Genomic DNA, 21,615 nt, shown 5'->3' with positions numbered 1-21,615 from the left:
ACCAGAAGATCAGGCGGTGGGGCTGACCTCGTTGGGGATGGCCCCACCGAATCTGCGGTCCCGCTTGGCGTACTCGAGGATGGCGTCCCACAGGTCTCGACGGTCAACGTCGGGCCACAACACGTCCGAGAACACCATTTCGGCATAGGCCGACTGCCACAGCAGGAAATTCGAGGTCCGCTGCTCTCCTGACGTGCGCCAGAACAGGTCGACGTCGGGAATCTCCGGCTCGTCGAGGTGGGTGCGGAAAGTCTTCTCCGTGATGTGGCCCGGGTCGGTCCTGCCCTCAGCCGCAAGCCTGGCGATGTCGCGCACCGCGTCGATGATCTCGGCACGACCGCCGTAGTTCACGCAGAACTGCAGCGTCAGGACGGTGTTGCCAGCTGACTGCTCCTCAGCCGACTCCAACTCCTTGATGACCGACTTCCACAGCTTGGGGCGGCGTCCTGCCCAGCGGATACGCACCCCCATCGCGTCGAGTTGGTCGCGACGGCGATGGATGACGTCGCGGTTGAATCCCATCAGCCAACGCACTTCGTCGGGGGAGCGCTTCCAGTTCTCGGTGGAGAAGGCGTAGGCGCTCAGATACGGGATACCCATCTCGATGGCCCCCTCTATGACGTCGAACAGAGCGTCCTCGCCACGGGCATGCCCCTCGGTTCGCTTGAGGCCGCGCTGCTTGGCCCACCGCCCGTTGCCGTCCATGACGATGGCGACATGTCGGGGGATGAGCTCCGGAGGCAGTTCCGGAGGACGGGCTCCGGACGGATGCGGCAGCGGGCTGCGCTTCGGGGGGCGCGGTGTGGTGTGAGCCATGGGTTACAGCGTAGTGGCGTTGCGCTCGTCAGGGATCCGACAGTCTTGGTACAGCCGACGTCCCAAGTGGCACAGGCAGGCCAGCAGCTGCTGGCAAGCGTGCTTCGACCCTCACAGGGTCGTCCAGACGATGATGATTCCCGAGCCGAGGCAGGCGATGACTGAGGCAACGCTGGTCCAATGGCTGATGCGTTCTCGAGTTCGTCCGGAGATACCCGAAGAATTGGGTCGCAGACGATCGACAATGACCGGCAGCCATGCCGGAACGAGGACGATCCACCACGAGACGATGAAGGTCAGGATGCGCACGATGAGTGGCAGGTCGGCTGTTCCGATGCGTTGGCTTGACGAGATGAACAGTGGGATCGTGGTGAAGTTCGTGGCCATGCCGAGAGCACCCCAGGTGAACATGCCGTGTGCGCCTGTGGATCGTGGACCTGACGATGTCTTGCGTCGGAATTCCTGGACTCGATGGGATCCCCATTTCTTCCACGCCAGATAGCAGCCGAAGAGGAAGAGCAGAATACCCAGTACGCGGTCGACCGCGTGGGAGGCCAGCTGACGGGACGCGAAATCTGTGGCGGCACTTCCGAGCAAGCCAAAGCTCGTGATGCCAATGGCGCCGAGCACCAACCCCGCCCCGGACACGAAGGCCCAGCCATGGTTCTGTTTCTGGCCATGCACGGCGGCGCTGGCATTGAGGATCATGACCGGACTGACGGCTGCCACAAGCACCAAGTACCACACGCTGCCGAGCAGTGCGACAAAGGTGTCCATGGGGCTTCTCCTGGTGTGGGGTTCTCGACAACGGTACTGGGTGGGAGCATCGTCAGGGCAGGCGGACACCCTGAAAGGCCGGGGCATGGCAGTTTTGCGCAGAGCATTTTCGGTTGCGCACCGCGGCTGGGAGACAATGGGTGTCATGCCCACCTACCGCGATCAAGCTGTCGTCCTACGTACGCACAAGCTGGGCGAGGCTGATCGCATCGTCTCCATGCTGTCGCGGGAGCACGGCAAGATTCGCGCAGTGGCCAGAGGTGTCCGACGCACCTCCAGCAAGTTCGGGGCCCGGCTGGATCCTTTCAACCTCGTCGATCTGCAGCTCGTGCAGGGGCGAAACCTCGACGTCGTCGCCCAAGTGGAATGCCTGCACCCATATTCCGCGCCACTGCGTCAGGACTACGGGCTTTTCACAGCCGCAGAGGTCATGGTCGAGGCCGCCGATCACCTGGTCCCGGTGGATCGGGAGCCGGCTCCGGCCCAGTATCGGTTGCTTGCAGGTGCGTTGCGGGTCCTTGGGTGGGGGACGGCTGACGGTCCACGGCCACCTGAGATGGTGTTGGACTCCTACCTGTTGCGATCCTTGTCGGCCTCGGGTTATGCACCTGACCTGGTCGATTGTGTCCGCTGCGGAGAGCCCGGACCGCATCCTGGGTTCTCGCCCAGCCTGGGCGGGGTGGTCTGCATCAATTGTCAGCCCCCTGGCACCCCGCATCCTCATGAGGAGACGATCGTCTACCTGCGGGCGCTGCTGGTGGGGGACTGGCCCGCGACTCGGGAGGTGACGTGGCCCAGGATCCGGGAAGGGTCGGGGCTTGTCGCCGCATTCGTGTCCTGGCACATGGACCGAGGACTACGATCGATGCCGTTCCTGGAACGCTGACCCGTCCCGGGGCCCAACTTTTGGCCATCTGGGGTGGCGAGGACAGACCTTTGTTCACACTGTTGTGTACCGAAGTATTCCGTTGGCTCTCGTGGGGCGTACTACATCACCGCTCTGGATAACGTTCGGATCAGATCCCAATGGGGATCTGGATACAACGAACCAGAAGGAGACGGACATGATGGGTCACGGGATGCGCCGCGCCCTGGGTGTCGTGGGAGCGGGGATCACCCTTGCTGGGTCCTTTGCTTCCCAAGCTCATGCCCACAGCGGCTACAACGACGACACTTCGACGATCAATTACAACGTCCCGATCGTCCACACCAGTACCAGTGGACCGGTGAAGGCCAATCGGCGCAACAACCATCCGGTGTGCAACCGGGGCGACTACCGCACCGTGATCTCGCAGGTGAGTGACACCTTCAAGCCCTACGGGGCCTTCGAGATGACGAACACCACGGACGAGGAGTTGACGCTCACCCAGACTGTGGGCAAGGACGAGAGCATCAAGGCCAGCGTCACTGGTGACGTCGGTGGACAGTTCTCCGGCGTGACGGCCAAGATCAGCTCGACGATAGCTTGGGAGATGTCTTGGCACACCGGTCAGGCCATCGGCCCGTACAAGGTGCCGGCTCACAAGACTGCCCGTGCCACCTACGGCTTCCATGTCGTCCAGTTCTCCGGCACTCAACAGCGCTGCCTCATGAATGGCACCTGGGGAAATGCCTGGACCTTCAAGGGTCACGCTCCTCGCACGACCTCTGTTCAGGTGAAGGTCTACAACGATCCGACCGAGCTCGTCCCCGGCGGAGATGGCTTCGTCAACGGAGGTGACAACTGATGAAGAAGTTCCGTGCACTCGGTGCGTCTTTGGTCGCCACTGGACTGTTGGCATCGGCTCCGCTGGCAGCCCAGGCCGCAGATACCGAGCCTCCGGCTCGTCCTGACCACGACCTCAGCGTCATGTACAGCGTGTCCCCGCTCAAGAAGCCGGGGCATCCCGGTCTGGTAGCGCTGCACGTGAGCAATGTCGGTACGAAGAACTACTACGCCCCCTTGCCGGTCGTACAGTTCATCGTCAAGGTCCACACCGTCTCCGGGCCAACCGACGTCAACCGTGTCATCACTCCCAAGGGCTACAACGGTGCCACCGTGACGGATCTCGGGTTCGACGAGTCGACCTCCACACGCACCTTCCGAGTGATCCTCGCCAACGGACTTCGCTCGGGCGAGAACCAGGTCGTCGCCAACTTCAACTTCGCCGATGGCCAGACCCGGCACCACGAGGGTCGCATCGTCCAGGAGATCACCACCTCGCAGGTTGGTCGTCTTCCAAATGATACCACCACGCGGAATGACCAGGACATAAATTCCCAGAAGTGGACCTGGAACGACATGAATCACCGTCAGAACGCCGGACTCTTCTGAGATTCCAGACACAACAAAAAAGAGGAGGCCGGCATCCTACCGGCCTCCCCTTCCATGTGTGTGAAAGTAGTTGTCAGGTTTCGCGAATGGGCTTCGCTCGGGGGATTCGCGCATTGACGACCCACCAACCATTGCGCAGGCCAATGGTGATCTCGCCACGGAGCAGGGAGACGCGCTCCTTGAGTCGTGCAATACCCATTCCGGTGGAACGGACGGGTTCAATCTCGGATTCGGTAACCGGATTGGAGACGGTGACGACGACGTCATCGCCATCTTCGTGGACAATGATCTTTGCCCTGCTTGGGCCATTGTGTTTGATCGCGTTCGCGGTCGACTCATCGAGGATTCGGTTGACGGCGTCGGACACACTCACAGGCATCGGCTCACAATCAACCGACCAATCGACGTGCCATCCCAAGGTTTCAAGACGCGTCACCACGGCTGCCACGGTGGCCTCGACAGATTCCTCGTGGGTGGGGGAGGAAGCTAGCGGAAGATTCTGGTTACGTAGCACCAAGAGCAGGCGCTGAAGGTCGTCAAGGGCCGTTCGGGACGTCGTTTCAATCGATTTCGACGCCCTGATGACGTCTTCATCAGCAGTATTGAGACGAAGGGATCCCGCCAGCATGGTGATGACGGTGAGGTCCTTGGCCACGACGTCGTGGAGCTCAGCAGCCAGCTGTTGACGCTCCTCCTCACGGGCATGCGCTGCCTGTTCGAGGGCGCCAGCTGCTTGTTCCTCCGCCTGTTCGCGGCGGTGATCGAGCCAGCGAAATGCGGAGCCGAATCCGACACCGATTGCGCATGCGAGGCCTGTGACCAACAAAATGGAAGCCCATCGCGTTCCATGAATGGTCGCCCGAGCTATGACGACACCGGCCCCGACAATTATCGGAATGAAATGGCGTCTTATGCCGTGTTGGCTGGCAAAGAATGCAAGCACGACCAACAGGGGAATGCTGAATGCGATCTTTCCTGCGACGACACTACTGCCCAATCCCGCAAGGAGTAGCAAATCCTGTAGTGTAGGACGCTGCCAGCACAGCAGGGCCACCGTGACAAAGATGTAAGTGGCCATCATCCAGATCATTGCGCTGCTGCACCGGTGTGTGACAACAGCCACACGCAGATCGTCCACGCCGGAAAGTACCAGCACGGTGATGACGGTAGCCGTGACAGCAGAACTCTGACTACTCCCTTTGGGAATGAGGCGTCGTTCAGGCGAACCACTATTCATTTGATGTGTTCCCATGGCCCAGACGGTCTAGACATTGGGCACGGGTACTGGATCAGTCCCAACACCAATTGGGGTAGATGCTGCACAGGCCGTCGATGACTCCCTCGGCATGCGCCTTTGGCTGTGTATTGACGGCGTTCTGAACCGGGGTGGACCCGGTGGAGGCCTGGGCAGGAATGGTGGTGATCGAGAAGGAGCTAACTGCTAGGGCAGCCAACGCAGTGGCGATGAGTTTCTTCATGGCAGCAATCTATCCCCGAACGGGGTCACCTACAACGATCGACCAGCAACTGATGTCACGATAGGGGTGTATTGAGTGCCACAAGCCGCGTGAGATGGGGTTTTCCTGGCCTCATGGGCATGGTCGCGTTCAGATTGTGGACGTTTGACCACCGTGGGGTCGATTCTGGTACCGCACTGCGGTGGAACCGATCACACGTGCGAGGATGGTGACTGCGCGCGACCGCCTGGAGGTCTCGCGCTGATGGCGACAGATGATTGAGCGCTGGAGGCATTCGTTCGTGTGGTCATTCCCCGGGCCCGGGACGATGGCATCCAGCGAAGACACAGGGAGGTTTGATGTCAGTTCGACTCGTCGTGACTGACGATCATCCGATCATGAGGCAGGCCCTCGCGGGCTATTTCTCCCGCGTGGAGGAGATGGAGGTTGTTGGTCAGGCCTCCAACGGTCGTGAAGCCGTCGATCTTGTTGATCAACTGGTGCCCGACGTCGTCCTCATGGACCTCAAGATGCCTGAGATGGACGGTCTGACGGCGACCCGAGTGATCACTTCCCGTCATCCTGGTGTCCGCGTCGTCGCCCTGACCACGTTCGCCCGCCGGGACATCGTCGTCGAGGCCATCCTTGCCGGTGCGGCCGGGTACCTCCTCAAGGAGTCCGAGCCCGAAGCTGTCATCGCCGGAGTACGCGCCGTCATGGCCGGCCAGGTGACTGTCTCGCCGGAGATCGCCCGGGGGGTCGTTGAGGCCTTCTCGGCCCAAGCCGGGGGCACAGCGACACCTCGTCAGGTCGACATGGCACCGGTGGAACTCTCCGATGCCGACGACGATGTCCTCAAGCTTCTCGCCGAGGGATTGTCGAATGCTGCGATCGCGGAGGAATTGTGCCTCAGCGAGTCTGCCGTCAAACAGCGTCTTGGCCATCTGGCAAAGAAGCTGGGAGTGCGCAGCCGTCTTGAGGTGTTGGTGCGAGCCTGCGAGCTTGGTCTCGTCGCCCCGCGGTTGCGCCGCTGATCAGGAGTTTTCGCGCTTTGCTGAGCACTCCGAGCAGATCCCGAACAACTCCAGTTCGTGTCCGGTCTCGCTGAACCCGTGCTTGGCCGCGAGGTCGCGTGCCCAGTCCTCCAGGATCTTCTCCGGGTCAATCTCGACGGCCTTGCCGCAATTGCGGCACACCAGGTGATGGTGGTGAGCTGAGGAGCAACGCCGGTAGGTCATCTCGCCATCCTCGGAGCGAAGGACATCGAGCTCGCCGTCCTCGGCCATCGTCTGCAAGTTTCGGTAGACCGTGGCCAGGCCGACCTGATCCCCGCGTTCTTTCAGCTGGTCGTGGACCTGCTGAGCAGTGAGGAAGAACGACTCATCGTCAAACAGAGCACGAATGGCAAGGCGCTGTTTTGTCGTGCGCCGCCGGTTCTCCACCATGATCACCTCACTACTGGGTCTGGGACTGGCCCAAATCTACCCCAGTGTCCTGTGGATCACCTCACGTGCACCCGGCTGGGACGGTTCCGAGGCGGCGCCGGTGGTCATCGCTGCCGTGCGGTTACCGGTAGGCTGGTCAACGGTCTCGCTGCCTGGATATGCAAATTTGTAGGTGGCGCTGCCCGCGTGGGCGCCATCCGGGTGTCCACTCCAATGAGGACTTGGAAGAAGGGGACGGCTGTGGCCTCCATCAGCACACTCGACAACGTCATCAACCTTTGCAAGCGTCGCGGATTCGTGTTCCCCTGTGGTGAGATCTACGGTGGCACTCGGGCGGCCTGGGATTACGGCCCGTTCGGCGTCGAGCTCAAGGAGAACATCAAGAGGCAGTGGTGGCGTTACATGGTCACCTGTCGTGACGACGTCGTCGGCCTTGACTCGTCGGTCGTCCTGCCTCGCGAGGTGTGGGTCGCGTCCGGTCATGTCGGTGTTTTCAATGACCCGTTGACCGAGTGTCTGTCGTGTCACAAGCGTATGCGTGCTGACCATCTTCAGGAGGGCCACGCTGTCAAGCACGGGATCGACGATCCGGATTCCGTCTCTCTGGGGGAGATCAACTGTCCTAATTGTGGCAACAGGGGCCAGTGGACCGAGCCTCGCGACTTCAATATGATGCTCAAGACTTACCTCGGCCCGGTTGAGGACGAGTCTGGTCTGCACTATCTGCGTCCTGAGACCGCCCAGGGCATCTTCGTGAACTTCCAGAACGTGCTCACCAGCGCTCGTAAGAAGCCACCGTTCGGCATCGCTCAGACCGGTAAGTCCTTCCGCAACGAGATCACCCCCGGAAATTTCATCTTCCGCACCCGTGAGTTTGAGCAGATGGAGATGGAGTTCTTCGTCGAGCCCGGTACCGACGAGGAGTGGCATCAGTACTGGATTGACAACCGCACTGCCTGGTACACCGACCTCGGTATCAACCCGGACAATCTGCGTCACTACGAGCACCCCAAGGAGAAGCTCTCCCACTACTCGAAGCGTACCGTCGACATCGAGTACAAGTTCGGGTTCGTCGGTTCCGACTGGGGCGAGCTCGAGGGCATCGCCAATCGCACCGATTTCGACCTGGGTACCCACTCGAGGCACTCTGGCAAGGACCTGTCCTACTACGACCAGGCCAACAACAAGCGCTACCTGCCTTACGTCATTGAGCCGGCGGCTGGTCTTACGCGTTCTCTCATGGCGTTCATGGTTGAGGCTTACACTGAGGATGTGGCTCCGAATGCCAAGGGTGGTGTTGACAAGCGTACTGTCCTGAAGCTGGATCCGCGTCTCTCGCCGGTCAAGGCTGCTGTGCTGCCGCTCAGCCGTAACTCTGATTTGTCTCCGAAGGCTCGCGATCTGGCGGCTCGCCTGCGTCAGCACTGGAACGTCGACTTCGACGACGCTCAGGCCATTGGTAAGCGGTACCGTCGTCAGGATGAGATTGGTACTCCGTTCTGCGTCACTGTGGACTTTGACAGTCTTGACGACAATGCTGTGACGGTGCGGGACCGTGACACCATGGGTCAGGAGCGTATCGCGGTGGACAAGGTCGAGGACTACCTCGCCGGAAAGCTGCTTGGCTGCTGATCGCTTGGTCGGACCAATCCGGCACGTTCTGACATCGGGGTCGGGGTATCGATTGCGGGTACCCCGACCCCGGTGTGCCTGGTGAATACGTCGTCCTTTAAGCTGATCGAATATCAGCGAAAGGGTGATGACTCCATGAGCGTGCCTGACGTTCGAGAGCGACGTGAACTTGAACGCAGGGGGGATGCCGTGTCCACTCGCGCACACAGCGCAGCGCGTCCCTCCAACGTCACACTGAAATTGATCATGGCCATCACGGGGACGATCTTCGCGTTGTTCGTCTTCGTGCACATGGTCGGAAACCTCAAGGCCTTCATGGGCCCAGGTGATTACAACGCCTACGCGGAGTTCCTCCGCACGGTCCTGTACCCACTGTTCCCCATAGGTGGGGTGCTGTGGTGCTTCCGGATCATGCTGCTCGTCTGTCTGGTCCTGCATGTGTGGGCCGCTCTGACGATCTGGGCACGGGGTCGACGAGCCCGCGGAAAGTTCTCCCGACACAACATGAAGGCGTTGGGATGGGGGGCCCGCACGATGGTGCTGTCGGGCATCGTCATCCTGGCCTTCATCGTGGTGCACATCCTCGACCTGACCTTGGGCATGGGTGTTGCGTCCGCATCCTTCCGGGGTCCGGTCAATGAGGGAACCCCCGACATCCAGATCACCGCGTACCAGAATCTCATTGCCAGTCTGTCGCGTCCGTGGATGGCGATTTTCTACACCATCGTCATGATCATCATCGGGTTGCACATCTGCCAAGGCGTGCGCAACACCATCAATGACTTCGGCGGAACCGGTCGTCGTCTCCGCGCCGTTTGGACGGTGATCGGCCTGCTCATCGCACTGGCCATCGTGGTGTGCAACGGCGCACTTCCCATGCTTATTCTCGCCGGGGTGATCTCATGAAAAACGTCATTGATGCCATCAAGAAGCCTCTCGGGATGATTGTCGGTCGCCACGGTGAGGAGGCCGGCGACGAGCTGACCAAGGAGTTGGCCACGTCTGAGCAGCCCCAGCCGCGTCGGGCTGAGGTGAGTGTGTCGAAGCGGTCGGTCCGCAAGGGTTCCAAGGCCCGTGACACGCTCGGACCGGCTCAGAAGAAGGCCGGATACCGTGTCGGTGACGAGCTGGACGGCAAGGCTCCCGAGGGCGACCCGCTGACCGCGTGGGCTCGTCGTCAGAGCGAGTACAAGCTGGTCAACCCCGCCAACCGTCGCAAGATGAACGTCATCGTGGTGGGAACGGGGCTGTCGGGCTCCGGTGTCGCCGCGACCCTGGGCCAGCTTGGCTACCACGTGGACGCCTTCTGCTTCCACGACTCCCCGCGCCGGGCCCACTCGGTGGCCGCGCAGGGCGGTATCAACGCCGCTCGCTCCCGCAAGGTTGACGGCGACTCCCTCAAGAGATTCGTCAAGGACACCGTCAAGGGTGGGGACTACCGAGGACGTGAGGCTGACGTCGTTCGACTCGGTACCGAGTCAGTCCGGGTCATCGACCACATGTATGCCATCGGTGCTCCGTTCGCTCGCGAGTACGGTGGTCAGCTGGCCACCCGATCCTTTGGCGGCGTGCAGGTCTCCCGTACCTACTACACCCGCGGTGAGACTGGTCAGCAGCTCGAGGTTGCCTGTTCCCAGGCCCTGCAGGCCCAGATTGACGCCGGTTCGGTGGCGATGCACGACCGCACCGAGATGCTCGACCTCATCGTCGCCGACGGCAAGGCCCAGGGCATCGTCACTCGTGACCTGCTCACCGGTGAGATCAAGGCATGGACGGCCCACGTCGTCATCCTGTGCACCGGCGGATACGGGTCGGTCTACCACTGGTCAACCCTGGCCAAGGGATCCAACGCCACCGCGACCTGGCGGGCGCACCGTCAGGGGGCCTACTTCGCCAGCCCCTGCTTCGTGCAGTTCCACCCGACCGCCCTGCCGGTCAGCTCGTACTGGCAGTCCAAGACGACCCTCATGAGTGAGTCGTTGCGCAATGACGGCCGAATCTGGGTGCCGAAGAAGGCCGGTGACGACCGTCCTGCCAATGACATCCCGGAAGACGAGCGCGACTACTACCTGGAGCGCAAGTACCCGGCCTTCGGCAACCTGACGCCCCGTGACGTGGCCTCCCGTAACGCCCGGACCCAGATCGACACCGGGCACGGCGTCGGTCCGCTGAAGAACTCGGTGTACCTGGACTTCCGGGATGCCATCCAGCGTCTGGGCAAGAAGACCATTGCGGAGCGTTACGGAAACCTCTTCGACATGTACCTCGATGCCACCGGGGAGAACCCCTACGAGGTGCCGATGCGTATCGCCCCGGGAGCCCACTTCACAATGGGTGGCCTGTGGGTCGATTACGACCAGATGAGCACCATCCCGGGTCTGTTCGTCGGTGGTGAGGCCTCGAACAACTACCACGGCGCCAACCGGCTGGGAGCCAACTCCCTGCTGTCGGCCAGCGTCGACGGGTGGTTCACCTTGCCTCTGACCGTGCCGAACTACCTGGCCGGATTCGTCGGCAAGCCTGTGCTTCCCCTCGATGCCCCTGAAGTTCAAGCAGCCATCGAGAAGGTGCAGAAGCGCACCGATGCCTTGCTCAACTGCGGCGGAACGCATCGGCCGGAGTGGTTCCACCGCAAACTTGGTGACATCCTGTACGAGGGATGCGGGGTCTCCCGCGATGAGGCTGGGTTGCTTGACGCCCTGACGAAGGTGCGCGACTTGCGCGAAGAGTTCTGGCGGGACGTCAAGGTGGTTGGAACGGGAAATCGGCTCAACCAAGAACTCGAGAAGGCTGGTCGAGTGGCCGACTTCATCGAGCTTGGTGAAGTCATGATTCTTGACGCTCTGGACCGCCGGGAATCGGCCGGTGCGCATTTCCGCACCGAGTACGCCACCGAGGGCGGCGAGGCCCAACGCAATGACGATGACTGGTGTGCGGTTTCAGCGTGGGAGACACGACCTGACGGCACCAAGGTGCGCCACAGCGAGCCGCTGTCGTTCTCGTTGATCGATCTACAGGTGAGGGATTACCGATGAGGGTGGAACTGGACATCTGGCGTCAGAACGGCCCGGACGCCAAGGGACATTATGAGCACCACGTCGTCGAGGACGCCGAGCCGGAGTGGAGCATCCTCGAGTTGCTCGACCGACTCAATGATCAGATTGTCGAGAACGGCGGGGACCCGATTGTTTTCGAGTCTGATTGTCGTGAGGGAGTGTGCGGGTGCTGTGGGTTTGTCGTCAATGGCAAACCCCATGGGCCGCTGCCGAATACTCCGGCCTGCCGTCAGCATTTGCGGGCGTTCCCCGACATCACTCATTTCAAGATTGAGCCATTCCGTTCGTCGGCTTTCCCGGTCATCCGTGACCTCGCCATCGACCGCACGAGCCTGGACCACCTGATTCAGGCCGGTGGAACGGTCGATGTCATGACGGGTACGGCGCCCGATGCTGATTCGGTGCCACAGCCGCATGCCGAGGCTGAGCAGGCTCTCGACTTCGCGTCGTGTATCGGGTGTGGAGCGTGCGTGGCGGCGTGCCCGAATGGCGCGGCGATGCTGTTCGCGGGCGCGAAACTTTCGCACCTGGCGATGATGCCACAGGGGCGTCAGGAACGCTCGAAGCGAGCCCGTCGCATGGTCAACGCCCTCGACGAGAACTTCGGGCCCTGCTCCCTCTACGGGGAGTGCGTTGAGGCCTGCCCGGTGAGCATTCCTCTGGTGGCCGTCGCCCGGGTTAACCGTGAGCGCTGGCGTGCTGGGTTCCGAGGAGCGCGCAGCAAGGACAACTGAGTGGAAAAGTCAGCTGAGACGATGAGAGGGCTGGTATCCGTCACGGGGACCAGCCCTCTCGCGTGATTCGTACGGATACGGCTCAGTCGAAGTCCAGGCCCAGGTCAAGCGCCGGTGCGGAATGAGTGATGGCACCCACTGCGATGTAATCGACCCCGGTTGCGGCCACGTCCTTGGCTCGTTCGAGTGTCAGGCCACCGGACGCCTCGGTGACGACGCCGCGAGGCCGACAGATGCCGACTGACTCCGTCATGCGGGCGTCGTCCATGTTGTCGAGCAGGATCGCCGTCACCCCTGCCATGACGGCCTCGCGCACCTGGTCGACGGTGTCACACTCCACTTCGCAGACGATGTCGGGCTGGTGGGAGCGCACCACGTTGACAGCGGCGGTCACAGACCCGACAGCGGCAATGTGGTTGTCCTTGATGAGGGCAGCATCCGACAATCCCATGCGATGGTTGAGCCCACCTCCGCAGCGCACCGCGTACTTGTCGAGGTCACGCAGACCGGGGAGGGTCTTGCGGGTGTCGCGTACCTTGGTGTCGGTGCCTGCCAGGGCATCAACCCACTGGGAGGTGGCCGTCGCCACCCCGGAAAGATGACTTGCCAGGTTGAGCATGGTGCGCTCTGCCACCAACACAGTGCGCAGCGGTCCCGAAACGGTCGCCACGGTGTCGCCGAGGGAGACCCGGGCGCCGTCGTCGAGGTGGGTGGTGAACTCGACACTAGTTCCGGTGCGGTCGGCCAGGACGTGCAGTACGGCGGCGGCGACCGGAACCCCGCCCAGGCAGCCTTTCTGACGAGATCTGATGTCGGCTCGTCCGGTGGACGTACCGAAGATCGACTCGGTGGTGACGTCAGTGCCGCCGCGCAGGTCCTCGTCCAGACAGGTCTCGATGGTTCTGACGACGAGGTCGGGATCGAGCCCCCGTCCCGAGAGGGTGCGGGCCAGATTGTCGGGCAGCGCAGTCATGCGACCCTCCCCTCCTGCGCGCGCGTGATGACCGTGGGTCGTCCATCAACGAGGCGCAGGTCAGTGTGCAGCTGGAAGGACGGGTTCTGTCGCGGATGATCGCTGCGGCGATGAGCTCCCCGGGATTCCGTGCGCCACAGGGCCGCAGTCGCCAAGACCGTCGCTACCAGAGCGGCATTGGTCGCGGTGAGGGTGGCATCTTCTAGATCCTCGGTGGGAGTCATCCGGTGCAGGTTTCGGAGGGCCCGTTGCAGACCGGTGGCATTGCGACTGATGAAGACGTCGCGGTCCATGATGGCCCGCACGGACTCCAACTGCTCGCCCGGCAGCCAGCGATGATGACGCGGGTGCTCAGGGAGGTGGGTCGTCGAGGAGACTGGGCCAGTGGGACTGATGGAGCAGCGCCCGCTGCGCTCGCCGGTGATGAGGGCTTCGGTCAAGGAGTTCGAGGCCAGACGATTGGCCCCGTGAACCCCTGTGCAGGCAGCCTCCCCGACGGCCAGCAGGCCGGCAACCGAGGTGCGTCCGTCCATGCCGGCGGCGATGCCACCGCAGTGGTAATGCGCTCCAGGAGCGACCGGGATTGGCTCGGTACAGGGGTCGATACCGTGTTTTCGACAGCTCGCCAGAATCGTGGGGAAGCGATGCCGCCACATCTGCTCGCCGAAACCAGTCGCGTCGAGGAGCACGTGGTCAGACCCGGTGGCGACCATGGCCTCGTGCTCGGCCGCAGAGACGACGTCGCGGGGTGCGAGATCGGCGAGCGGGTGGACCCTGGTCATGATGGGACGACCGGTGATGTCCAGGAGGACGGCACCCTCGCCGCGCACCGCCTCCGAGACAAGGGGAGACCGGCCCTGCTGCCCGGGGAGGAAGAGAACGGTGGGGTGGAACTGCATGAACTCGGGGTCGCGGATCGTCAGCCCGGCGCGCAAGGCAGCCGCCATCCCGTCGCCGTGACACACCGAGGGGTTGGACGTGGTCGACCACAGCGCACCGATACCCCCGGTCGCCAGCACGACGCAACGGGCCGGAATCGTCACCGTACGTCCGCCAGACAGAGCCGTCACACCGCGCACCGTTCCACTTGCACCGATGATGAGGTCGATGAGACGGGTGTTCGTCAGGACGGTGATCCCGGTTCCCCTCACCTGAGTGCTGAGGCAGCGATGGACCTCGTGTCCGGATCGGTCGCATTCAGCATGGAGAACTCGACGGGCATGGTGGCCTCCCTCGAGGTGGAGATCCGGCTCGCCATCGGCCCCAGCGTCGAAGTGAGCTCCGAGGTCCATGAGATGACGCAGGGTCTGCGGGGCGTGTCGAACCAAGTCATCGACGTTGTCGCGCTGGCACAGCCCAGCACCTGCCGTGATGGTGTCGTCGAGATGGAGGGAGAGGGAGTCATCCTTGCTCCAGACTGCAGCCAAGCCACCTTGGGCCAGATCGGTGGAGGAGTCGTCGATCCCCATGCGAGTCATGATTGTCACGGAGCGTCCGGCCTCAGCAGCGGCCAGGGCGCAGGATAGGCCCGCGGCCCCGCTGCCGACGACGAGGACGTCGTACTGATGCTCAGACATGGGCCGACTCCGTGACCGTGGTGGCCGTCGCGTCGATGGCGATCATGCGCTCGACGGCTGTGCGAGCATTCTCGGCCACGGCGGGATCAACGGTGACGACCTCGGTCCCGGTCTCCAGGCAGCGCAGCAGTTTCTCCGAGGTGATCATCTTCATGAAGGGACAGACGGCATCCGGGTTGACCGCGGTGAAGGTGGTGTCGGGATTGGCCTGACGTAACTGGTGGAGCATGCCGGTCTCGGTGGCGACCAGGACGTGGCTGTTGCGGGTGGCGCGGGCGGCATCGAGCATTCCGCCGGTCGACAACACCTGGGTACGGTCCTGGGGAAGGTCGCCGTTGCTGGTCAGCCACAAGGCGCTGGTCGTGCAGCCGCACTCGGGGTGGATGTACAGGTCGGCCTCGGGATTGGCCTTGACCTGGTCGCACAACTCGGTGGGGGAGATGTCGGCGTGCACGTGGCACTCGCCCATCCAGATGTGCATGTTGTGGCGTCCGGTCATGCGACGCACATGGGCGCCGAGGAACTGGTCAGGACCGAAGAGGATGTCCTGGTCGGCAGGTAGGGAGTTGACCACGCCGACGGCATTGGAGCTGGTGCAGCAGACGTCGGACTCGGCCTTCACCTCGGCGGTGGTGTTGACGTAGGTGACGACGGCAGCGTCGGGATACTCGGCCTTCCAGGCCCGCAGCTGCTCGACGGTGAGGGAATCGGCCAGGGAGCAGCCGGCGTGGGCGTCAGGGATGAGGACGGTCTTGTCGGGGCACAACAGTGCAGCGGTCTCGGCCATGAAGTGGACCCCGGCCAGCACGATGGTGCTTGCCGAACTCGTGGCGGCCAGCCGTGCGAGGGCCAGGGAGTCGCCGACGTGATCAGCCACATCCTGGATCTCGGGAGCCTGGTAGTTGTGGGCGAGAATGATTGCGTCGCGCTCCTTCGCGAGGTGACGGACATCGTCGGCCCAGATTGAGGAAACGCGGGTAGTGGCGCAGGTGGTGGTCACGGAATGACTCCTTTCAGGTAATCGATGCCCAGTCTAGAACTAATCGACACAAAGACGAAAACTAGATCGTCGAGGTATCCGGATAAGCTGATCCCGTGATGACAACGGCTGACGGTGGCACCGGAGAGTCCGCCCCGCGTCCGACCTATCGAGATCGGCGCGGGGTGGCGAAGTATCGTCACGAGGTACTGGCCGTCGTCGTCAGGGTCCCGGGTGCTGATCTCGAGGTGCTGGTCAAGGATCGTGCTCGTGAACCGTTCACCGGGACACCCGCTCTACCCGGGGGACCACTCGAGGTCGACGAGACCATGGAGCAGGCTGTCCTCCGACACCTCAAGGGGCTGGTGGACGTCACGTCGTTGGGTCACCACGAGCAGTTGTCGACGCGCTCCGAGCCCGGACGTGACCCCTTCGAGAGGACGGTTGCGACGACATACCTCGGTCTGATGGCCCCCGATGTCGAAGCTCGCGGGGGAGCGCGCTGGCTACCGGTGCGGGCGTCCGCACCGATGGCGTTCGACCACGCTCAGGCCGTCGAAGAAGCTGTCGTCAGACTGCGTGGCAAGGTCTCCTACACCAACATCGCCCATGCCCTTGCGCCAGCAGAGTTCACCCTGGCCCAGTTGCGCGACATCTATTGCGCCTGTCTGGGCCATGATGTCGACGTCACGAACCTCTCGCGAGTGCTGCGTCGCCGTGGCCAGATCGTCAAGACCGGGCACCTGGAGGGATCGGGGGAACGAGGAGGCCGTCCACCGGCAACCTGGACCTTCACCCGGCACGACTACGAGGTCACTGATCCGTTTGCGGTGCTCAGGCCAGGATCACGAGACAGGCCCTCGTGACAATCAGCGGGTTCGCGCGGCGGTGCGCCGAACCTGCAATTCGGTGAGGATCATCTGGGCTCCAAGACAGGCGCCAACGCCTTCACCGGCTCGCATCCGCAATTCCATGAGGGGTTCCAGCCCAAGCTCGGCCAGCACGGTCTGGTGGGCGTGCTCCCGGGACGCGTGGGAGGAGACCAGCCAGCCGTGGAGGCCTGGCGACAGTTTGGCGGCGATGAGGGCCGCGACGCTGGTGGCCAGCCCGTCCAGGACGACGGGGGATCCAGCCTGGGCCGCCCCCAGACACACCCCGGCGATGACGACGAACTCCGGTCCACCGAGGGATGCCAAGAGATGCACGAGGTCGTCGGGGCTGGCATGGGTGCGGGCCAGTGCAGTTGTGATGACCTCAGCTTTGCGCTCCACCATGGCGGTGTCGCTGCTGGCTCCCAGGCTGACGGCTTCCGCGGGATCCAGACCGGTGAGGGCGCAGGCCAGTGCGGTGGCGACGGTGGTGTTGCCGACACCGACCTCTCCCAGACACACCAGGCCGGTCTCGGCAGACTCCTTGCCCAGGGCTCGACCATCGCACAGCAGGGCCTCGACCTGGGTTGGGGTCATGGCGTCAGTATGCAGAAGGTCGCCGCGCTCGCCGGGAACGCGTATGGAACGAGCACCTTCCACCGGCTGGGCGACCCCGGCGTCAACAACGAGATGGGAGAGCCCAGCGGCTGCGGCCGTTGAGACACCCAGCCCCGTTCCGGCAACCGAGGCAGCCATGACGTTATGGGTCACAGTGTGATCGAAGGCCGTCACCCCCAGGTCGGCGACCGGGTGGTCAGCCCCGACCAGGACGAGGGTGCCGCCGGTGATCTCAGTTCCACCCGCCGCCTCGACACGGTCCAAGGTCTGGTCGAGCAGGCCGAGGGATCCAGGCGGGGTGAGGAGCTCGTCGGCGTCGTCGTGGGCTGCCACCACCCGGTTGCGCTCGGGTGAGTGCAGGGTCTCCCGGAGAGCAGAGACGGGGGCGTTGGGCTGACCATCGTCGGGCCAGCAATCGGCCAGGGTGACGTCGGCCAGCGGCAATCGTCGGGACCAGCCGCGTCGCTCGAGTCCCGGGGCCGGGGGACGTTCGTCAGGCCAGCCCAGGCACAACCAACCGAGGGTCTCCACCTTTTCGGGAAGGTGAAGCAGGGCGGCAAGCTCGGCGGGCTGGAAAAGGGTCACCCACCCCATCCCGAGTCCGTGGGCACGGGCAGTCAGCCACATGTTCTCCACGGCGCAGGCGCAACTCCACAGGTCGGCATCGGTGAACGTATTGCGTCCCAGAACCCCCGACGCCGACTGGCGCTTCCCGGATTCCCTCGAGCTGAAGGTCGAGGAGCTGGGCGCGACGATCCGGGGTCAGTACGTCAGCTTGGTGCAGTCGCTCCCGGTCGGCCATGACGGCGGCCCGATCGCGAATGTCGGCGTCGCGAACCACGATGAACCGCCACGGCTGACTGTGGCCAACACTTGGAGCGCGGTGACCGGCCCACAACACTGTGTTGACGAGTTCTTCGGGGACGTCATCGTGGCGATATCGGCGAATGTCTCGCCGCCCGTCGACGGCGGCCTCCAGCCCCCGTTGCACTTCGTCGCCCAAAGACCAACCGGCGGGGTCGGCGGCTCGGGTGGCCGAGGAGGTCGTGTCCCCGATTCGGGGAATCGGGCGGTTCCAGCGCTGGCTGGTGGATGGGTTCTCGTCAGGGTTGGTCACGGCATGAGGGTAGTGCGCGACCTAGAGCGTCATGTCGCCGGGATGCTGTGGACATCTCGGTCGTGATGGCTCCTCATGCCACAGGAACAAGCACGACGGTTTCTGGTGAACCAGATTGCCACGTTTACCATGGGCTGGTGCTTTCCCATCCCCTGACCTTGACTGCGCCTTCCGGTGGAACCGTGTCGGTGAACACACCAGTGGTGCTGGCGCCCATGGCAGGCGTCACCAATGCGGCGTTCCGCCAGCTCTGTGCCGAACAGGGCGCGGGCCTTTATGTCTGCGAGATGATCACGTCACGGGGTTTGGTGTACGGGGATCACAAGACGCACGACATGCTTGCCTTCGCCGACTGTGAGGACATCCGGTCAGTCCAGCTCTACGGGGTCGACCCAGGAATGGTGGGTGAGGCGACGTCGATCCTGTGTGAGAGATATGGGGTCAATCACGTCGATCTCAACTTCGGCTGTCCCGTGCCGAAAGTTACCCGCAAGGGCGGCGGGGGAGTCTTGCCGTGGAAGCTTGGCCGTTTCGCAGCCGTCGTCTCCGCTGCCGTCCAGGCCGGCGACGCCTTTGGCGTTCCCGTCACCGTCAAGACCCGCATCGGCATTGACTCTGACCACATCACCTATCTCGACTCCGCCCGCGTCGCCGTCGATGCTGGGGCGGCTGCGGTGTGCCTGCACGCCCGCACCGTTGCCGAGGCCTATACCGGGCACTCCCACTGGGAGGCCATCGGCCACCTCGTCGAGGCCGTCGACGTCCCCGTCATCGGAAATGGTGACATCTGGGAGGCTGGTGACGCGCTGGCAATGGTCGAGCGCACCGGATGCTCCGGCGTCGAGGTTGGTCGCGGGTGTTTGGGCCGCCCGTGGCTATTTCGTGACTTGGCCGATGCCTTTGCCGGGCGTGACACCACGACCCTGCCCACCCTGGGACAGGTCTGCGTCATGATCCGTCGCCATGCCGAACTGTTGGTGAAGTACCAAGGGATGCATGGCCTCGTGGATATGCGCAAACACATGGCGTGGTACCTCAAGGGCTTCCCGGTAGGGGGAGAAACACGTCACGCCCTTGGGCACATATCCAATTTCGACGAACTCGATGCCCTGCTGGCCACCCTTGACCACGATGCCCCCTTCCCGGTGAAAGAACTTGGAAAAGCCCGGGGTCGTCAAGGCGCACCTCGACGAAAAGTCGTCATGCCGCAGGGGTGGCTGGACTCTCGCACCCTTGACGACGATGACTTGTCCGCTGCCGAAATTGATGCGTCCGGGGGCTGATTCCACCTGGAGCTGGTTATGCGACCGTGGTTAGGACAAGATGGGGATATGTGCGAAGTGGGGGAGCGGGCCCGGGCCTGGGCTCTGACGATGGCGGGTCACCGTGGCCTTGACGACATCGTCCATGCCCATCCGTCAGGTAGTGCCCGAATCGAGACCGGGGAGGTCGTCGGACGGGAGATTCGGGAGGACAGGGAGAACCTTCTCCTGCGTCCGGGAGCCACCCGTGCGCACGGTGCGGGGAATCGCGCCATCCCGGAGGAGCCGGATCCGGAGCGTACCTGCTTCGAGCGTGATCGGGACCGGATCGTCCACTCGACGTCTTTCCGGCGTTTGGCAGGCAAGACCCAGGTCGTCGTCCATCCCACAGATCACCAGCGCACCCGGTTGACCCATGCCCTCGAGGTGGCCCAGGTGGCCCGGTCCATTGCGGCTGGCGTCGGAGCCAATGTCACGCTGGCCGACGCCATGGCACTGGGGCACGACTGCGGCCACGGCCCGGGAGGCCACGCGTCGGAGCAGGCCTTTGACGCCTTCATCCCGGAAGGTTTCGACCACGGGCCGTGGGGAGCCGACGTCAGCCTGGCGAGCCTCAATCTGTGTGCGGAGACCCTGGACGGTATCCGGAACCACTCCTGGTCGCGTCCAGCCCCCAGCACCGTCGAGGGGGAGATCGTCTCCTTCGCTGACCGGATCGCCTATTGCGCCCATGACCTGGAGGATGCCGTCAAAGCCGGGATCGTCACCGTGGCAGACCTGCCGGAAGCCGTCGTCGAGGTGGCCGGGACGGATCGACGCACCCAGCTGTCGGTCTTCATCCGATGCGTCATCGACACCACCTGCGCCACGGGCCACGTAGGGATGGCCGCAGACGTTGCAGAAGCCCTGGCAGCGTTGCGAGCTTTTAACTATGAGCGGATCTACACCAGGCCTGAGTCACTGGGTCAGTCCGAGGCTGTCGTTGAGGTTCTCCATGGGTTGGTGACATATTATCAAAGCCATATGAATATGGTACCTACGGAGTTTTTAAAGACTGAGGGTGACCGTATACGTCAAGTCGTCGCATATGTGGGAGGAATGACAGATCAATTTGCTTTCTCTCAAGCGACGGATCTGTTGGGATGGGATCGACGTCGTCTCCCCAGGGGTATGGGGAGGGGCTTTTGAGAACCCCCATCCCTTCCGCCCTCAGGGATGAAGTTTGTCTGCCAAATCATGAGGCAAGAGTTTCGCCCGTTTCACGAGTTCATGAGCAACAACGACAGTGACTGCCTGACCGGCCAGGATACCGATGAGAACAAGGGCTTGTGCAGCGCCTGCCTGCAGGGCCGACCCGCCTCCCAGGAGCACACCGACGAAGGCTCCTGGCAAGGTCACCAAGCCGACAGTCGCGGTGCGATCGACAGTTGGAAGCACTGACTCAGTGACGCTGGGTTCAGTGACCAGCGCAATGGCGTCACGGCGCGGAAAACCGACGGCCAAACCTGCTTCAAAGGTGCCAATTTCCTCCCGGAGATCGGCAAAGAATCGACGACACGCCAAGGTGTGACCGCTCATGATGTTACCGATGATGATGCCGGCCACCGGAATGAGGGAAGCGGGGCTGAACGGCGCGCAACCCGTCGCGAAGATGATGAGAAGAACGGGTATGACGCCGGCGAGCATGGCGACTGTGGCCCAGGTCCAGGCCTTGCCGACTCCGGAACGATTCACTGTCGTACGTACCGCAATGGCGAACATGAATACGGTGAACAGGCATGCCGCCCACATGTGAGCCAAAGCATAAACAAGAATGACGGAGACGATTCCGAGCTGCACCACCGCGCGCACAGAAGCAATGACGGAGGCTTTGGCAATACCCAGACGGCCCAGAAGGGATGCGACGACGGCCAGCACAACGAGCAGGACCATCGCCAACGCGAGTTGCCAAGTAGGATTTACGGTCACGTCGGCCAGTTTGGCACCAAT

Annotated in this window: 20 protein-coding genes and 1 pseudogene; 11 read left to right on the top strand and 10 right to left on the bottom strand. The window is 63.0% G+C overall.

What is annotated here, in order from left to right:
- Window positions 1-9: 9 nt before the first annotated feature.
- The gene (locus ACSJJT_RS02185; RefSeq protein WP_435917033.1) at window positions 10-705 is read right to left on the bottom strand and encodes an isoprenyl transferase; all 696 of its coding nucleotides are present in this window, start codon (window positions 703-705) and stop codon (window positions 10-12) included.
- Between the two features lie 222 nt (window positions 706-927).
- A complete protein-coding gene (locus ACSJJT_RS02180) occupies window positions 928-1,593 on the bottom strand; it encodes a hypothetical protein (protein WP_435916724.1) in 666 nt (221 codons plus the stop codon).
- 145 nt (window positions 1,594-1,738) lie between these two features.
- Between ACSJJT_RS02180 and recO the strand changes: the two genes are divergently transcribed.
- The 3 genes from recO (at window position 1,739) to ACSJJT_RS02165 (ending at window position 3,907) form a co-directional block, all read left to right on the top strand.
- The gene (gene recO / locus ACSJJT_RS02175) at window positions 1,739-2,479 is read left to right on the top strand and encodes a DNA repair protein RecO (protein ID WP_279186643.1); all 741 of its coding nucleotides are present in this window, start codon (window positions 1,739-1,741) and stop codon (window positions 2,477-2,479) included.
- Between the two features lie 178 nt (window positions 2,480-2,657).
- A complete protein-coding gene (locus tag ACSJJT_RS02170; RefSeq protein WP_016667436.1) occupies window positions 2,658-3,320 on the top strand; it encodes a hypothetical protein in 663 nt (220 codons plus the stop codon).
- Complete coding sequence (locus ACSJJT_RS02165; protein WP_435916723.1) at window positions 3,320-3,907, top strand: hypothetical protein; 588 nt, start codon at window positions 3,320-3,322, stop codon at window positions 3,905-3,907. The genes ACSJJT_RS02170 and ACSJJT_RS02165 overlap by 1 nt, the downstream gene beginning before the upstream one ends.
- A gap of 73 nt (window positions 3,908-3,980) precedes the next feature.
- On the opposite strand, the gene ACSJJT_RS02160 is transcribed toward ACSJJT_RS02165, so the two are convergent.
- Entirely contained in the window at window positions 3,981-5,144 is a 1,164-nt protein-coding gene (locus ACSJJT_RS02160; RefSeq protein ID WP_435917032.1) for a sensor histidine kinase, read from the bottom strand.
- A gap of 52 nt (window positions 5,145-5,196) precedes the next feature.
- Window positions 5,197-5,385, bottom strand: a complete 189-nt coding sequence (locus ACSJJT_RS02155; protein WP_435916722.1) for a hypothetical protein — start codon at window positions 5,383-5,385, stop codon at window positions 5,197-5,199.
- Between the two features lie 338 nt (window positions 5,386-5,723).
- Here ACSJJT_RS02155 and ACSJJT_RS02150 point away from each other — a divergent pair, with 338 nt between their 5' ends.
- The gene (locus tag ACSJJT_RS02150) at window positions 5,724-6,398 is read left to right on the top strand and encodes a response regulator (protein ID WP_435916721.1); all 675 of its coding nucleotides are present in this window, start codon (window positions 5,724-5,726) and stop codon (window positions 6,396-6,398) included.
- On the opposite strand, the gene ACSJJT_RS02145 is transcribed toward ACSJJT_RS02150, so the two are convergent.
- Window positions 6,399-6,809, bottom strand: coding sequence for a Fur family transcriptional regulator (locus ACSJJT_RS02145; protein ID WP_435916720.1), 411 nt, complete (start codon window positions 6,807-6,809; stop codon window positions 6,399-6,401).
- A gap of 213 nt (window positions 6,810-7,022) precedes the next feature.
- Here ACSJJT_RS02145 and ACSJJT_RS02140 point away from each other — a divergent pair, with 213 nt between their 5' ends.
- The 4 genes from ACSJJT_RS02140 (at window position 7,023) to ACSJJT_RS02125 (ending at window position 12,231) form a co-directional block, all read left to right on the top strand.
- Window positions 7,023-8,441 (top strand): glycine--tRNA ligase, encoded by a 1,419-nt coding sequence (locus ACSJJT_RS02140; RefSeq protein ID WP_435916719.1) that lies wholly within the window; start codon window positions 7,023-7,025, stop codon window positions 8,439-8,441.
- 135 nt (window positions 8,442-8,576) lie between these two features.
- The gene (locus ACSJJT_RS02135) at window positions 8,577-9,347 is read left to right on the top strand and encodes a succinate dehydrogenase cytochrome b subunit (protein ID WP_435916718.1); all 771 of its coding nucleotides are present in this window, start codon (window positions 8,577-8,579) and stop codon (window positions 9,345-9,347) included.
- The gene (locus tag ACSJJT_RS02130) at window positions 9,344-11,476 is read left to right on the top strand and encodes a fumarate reductase/succinate dehydrogenase flavoprotein subunit (protein WP_435916717.1); all 2,133 of its coding nucleotides are present in this window, start codon (window positions 9,344-9,346) and stop codon (window positions 11,474-11,476) included. Before ACSJJT_RS02135 ends, ACSJJT_RS02130 begins: the two co-directional genes overlap by 4 nt.
- Window positions 11,473-12,231, top strand: coding sequence for a succinate dehydrogenase/fumarate reductase iron-sulfur subunit (locus tag ACSJJT_RS02125; protein ID WP_435916716.1), 759 nt, complete (start codon window positions 11,473-11,475; stop codon window positions 12,229-12,231). Before ACSJJT_RS02130 ends, ACSJJT_RS02125 begins: the two co-directional genes overlap by 4 nt.
- 82 nt (window positions 12,232-12,313) lie before the next feature.
- Here the strand turns inward: ACSJJT_RS02125 and nadC are convergent, their stop codons facing one another.
- The 3 genes from nadC to nadA are packed head-to-tail and all read right to left on the bottom strand — an operon-like array spanning window position 12,314 to window position 15,781.
- Complete coding sequence (gene nadC, locus ACSJJT_RS02120; protein ID WP_435916715.1) at window positions 12,314-13,204, bottom strand: carboxylating nicotinate-nucleotide diphosphorylase; 891 nt, start codon at window positions 13,202-13,204, stop codon at window positions 12,314-12,316.
- The gene (gene nadB / locus ACSJJT_RS02115) at window positions 13,201-14,781 is read right to left on the bottom strand and encodes an L-aspartate oxidase (protein WP_435916714.1); all 1,581 of its coding nucleotides are present in this window, start codon (window positions 14,779-14,781) and stop codon (window positions 13,201-13,203) included. Before nadB ends, nadC begins: the two co-directional genes overlap by 4 nt.
- Window positions 14,774-15,781, bottom strand: a complete 1,008-nt coding sequence (nadA, locus tag ACSJJT_RS02110) for a quinolinate synthase NadA (protein WP_435916713.1) — start codon at window positions 15,779-15,781, stop codon at window positions 14,774-14,776. Before nadA ends, nadB begins: the two co-directional genes overlap by 8 nt.
- Before the next feature lie 98 nt (window positions 15,782-15,879).
- Here nadA and ACSJJT_RS02105 point away from each other — a divergent pair, with 98 nt between their 5' ends.
- Window positions 15,880-16,626: an NUDIX hydrolase gene (locus ACSJJT_RS02105; protein WP_435917031.1), complete on the top strand. Its 747-nt coding sequence runs from the start codon at window positions 15,880-15,882 to the stop codon at window positions 16,624-16,626.
- Window positions 16,627-16,629: 3 nt separating this feature from the next.
- Here the strand turns inward: ACSJJT_RS02105 and bluB are convergent.
- Window positions 16,630-18,364: pseudogene (gene bluB / locus ACSJJT_RS02100) on the bottom strand (5,6-dimethylbenzimidazole synthase).
- A 65-nt stretch (window positions 18,365-18,429) separates the two neighbouring features.
- On the opposite strand from bluB, the gene dusB reads away from it, so the two are divergent.
- Together dusB and ACSJJT_RS02090 are read left to right on the top strand one after the other, a co-directional pair.
- On the top strand, window positions 18,430-19,647 hold the full coding sequence (gene dusB, locus ACSJJT_RS02095) for a tRNA dihydrouridine synthase DusB (protein ID WP_435917030.1): 1,218 nt from the start codon (window positions 18,430-18,432) through the stop codon (window positions 19,645-19,647).
- A gap of 48 nt (window positions 19,648-19,695) precedes the next feature.
- Window positions 19,696-20,814 carry an HD domain-containing protein gene (locus tag ACSJJT_RS02090; RefSeq protein WP_435916712.1) on the top strand — a complete coding sequence of 373 codons (1,119 nt, stop codon included), beginning with the start codon at window positions 19,696-19,698 and terminating at the stop codon, window positions 20,812-20,814.
- Window positions 20,815-20,835: 21 nt separating this feature from the next.
- On the opposite strand, the gene ACSJJT_RS02085 is transcribed toward ACSJJT_RS02090, so the two are convergent.
- Window positions 20,836-21,594 (bottom strand): ABC transporter permease, encoded by a 759-nt coding sequence (locus ACSJJT_RS02085; protein ID WP_435916711.1) that lies wholly within the window; start codon window positions 21,592-21,594, stop codon window positions 20,836-20,838.
- Window positions 21,595-21,615 lie beyond the last annotated feature (21 nt).

The sequence above is a fragment of the Cutibacterium nasicola genome, assembly GCF_051303185.1.
Lineage (GTDB): Bacteria > Actinomycetota > Actinomycetes > Propionibacteriales > Propionibacteriaceae > Cutibacterium.
Note: the sequence above shows the minus strand (reverse complement) of the source record. Positions and strands in the feature narration are given on the sequence as shown.